The following is a 1,728-nucleotide window of genomic DNA, read 5'->3' on the forward strand; positions in this document are numbered from 1 at the left end:
ATATCTGGTATTATTATACAAGAGTATCTGGTATAATACTGAAATACCAATTATCTATGCAGCATTTCAAAAAGTTATCATAAAAGGGATTATTTATGGAATTTAAACAGGGCGACCGGGTACGTATTGAAAAGAACGGCACTGTCTACGAAGGCAAAGTAATGCCGTCTATGGAAGGATATATTACAATAAAAATGAACAGCGGTTACAATGCCGGCTTTTCCATGGATAAGGTAAAGATAACCCTCCTGGAAAACAACGGAGAAAGCACAAATGGAAGCCTGAATGGCAGCAAGGAATCTAAAGCAGCAGGAGAAGAAATTCCTAAGCCTGGAAAAAAGCTTCCGAAGGTCGCGATTCTTTCTACAGGCGGAACAATTGCCAGCAAAATAGACTACAGGACAGGTGCAGTAACCTCCCAGTTTACTGCTGACGATATCCTTACCGCTATCCCTGAACTAAGAGAGATAGCCGATTTCAAAGGCAGAGTAATTTCAAGCATTCTCTCGGAAAATATGGATTCGGAATCCTGGCAAAACCTTGCCCGAGCAGTTGTGGAGGAAATCGAAGCGGGTGTAGATGGTATAATCGTAACCCACGGGACAGACACCATGATGTATACGGCTGCAGCCCTTTCTTTCATGATCGATACGCCTGTTCCTATTGTTCTGGTAGGCTCCCAGAGAAGTGCAGACCGTCCAAGCAGCGACAATGCCATGAATGCGATCTGCGCAGCCCTTGTTGCTGTTAGTGATATTGCTGAAGTTTCGGTTGTCATGCATGGGACAACCTCAGACGATTTCTGCGAGATCCATCGTGGAACAAAAGTAAGGAAAATGCATACTTCCCGCAGGGACGCCTTCAAGTCCGTAAACTCCCTTCCGATAGGGATTGTGGATTACGATACAAGGGAGATAAAAACCTTTATAGATTACACAAAGCGTGGAGAGAAAACTCTCAAATTCAAGCCAGGAATGGAATCTAAATGTGCGCTTGTAAAGTTTACTCCGGGTTCTGATCCCTCAATACTTGACTGTTATATTAACGGCGGATACAAAGGATTGGTTCTTGAAGGTACCGGGCTCGGACACGTTTCTACGAAATGGATTCCCATGGTCCGAAAAGCCGTGAATGCAAAAATGCCTGTAATGGTAACATCCCAGTGTCTCAATGGCAGAATCTGCGACCGCGTCTATGACACAGGCCGTGATATGCTGAAAGCCGGTGCAATCGAAGGGGAAGATACCCTGCCCGAAACCGCTCTTGTTAAACTTATGTGGGTTCTCGGCCAGACCGATGAATTCGACGAAGCTATTGAAATGCTCAGGGAAGATCTCAGTGGAGAAATTACCAAGTGCTGTTTTAAGTAAAAAATTGAGACAAATATAAAATGAAGAGATTTTAAGAAAATTCAGGAGTGAATTCAAAAAGGAGAATGAATTCCTTAAGGAAGTCATCTGTACTTCCTTTTCCCCTTCCTTTTCCCATTAGAATTCCTCCTCATACCTGTAAGAATATCTATTTTCTAGAACAAAACAGGCTGTTTTCAATGTAAACATTTTTCCATATCCTGTATCCAGAATTCTTCAATTTAATTCTTCTATTTTCTGCAAATTCCTGTCTAAAAGTTCCTTTCAAATCTCGGATCCTTTTTCGTAAACTAGCAGCGGAAGGTAAAAGGTTACGATTTTCAAACTGGACCCGGAGTGGAATAAGTGGAATAAGTGG

The 1,728-nt window shown here is 42.4% G+C and carries 1 protein-coding gene; it reads left to right on the plus strand.

Going from position 1 to position 1,728, the window contains the following annotated elements:
- Nucleotides 1-95: 95 nt before the first annotated feature.
- On the plus strand, nucleotides 96-1,370 hold the full coding sequence (gatD, locus tag BP861_RS05255) for a Glu-tRNA(Gln) amidotransferase subunit GatD (RefSeq protein ID WP_292373241.1): 1,275 nt from the start codon (nucleotides 96-98) through the stop codon (nucleotides 1,368-1,370).
- The last annotated feature ends 358 nt before the right edge of the window (nucleotides 1,371-1,728 follow it).

It is taken from the genome of Methanosarcina sp. UBA411, from assembly GCF_002495725.1.
Lineage (GTDB): Archaea > Halobacteriota > Methanosarcinia > Methanosarcinales > Methanosarcinaceae > Methanosarcina.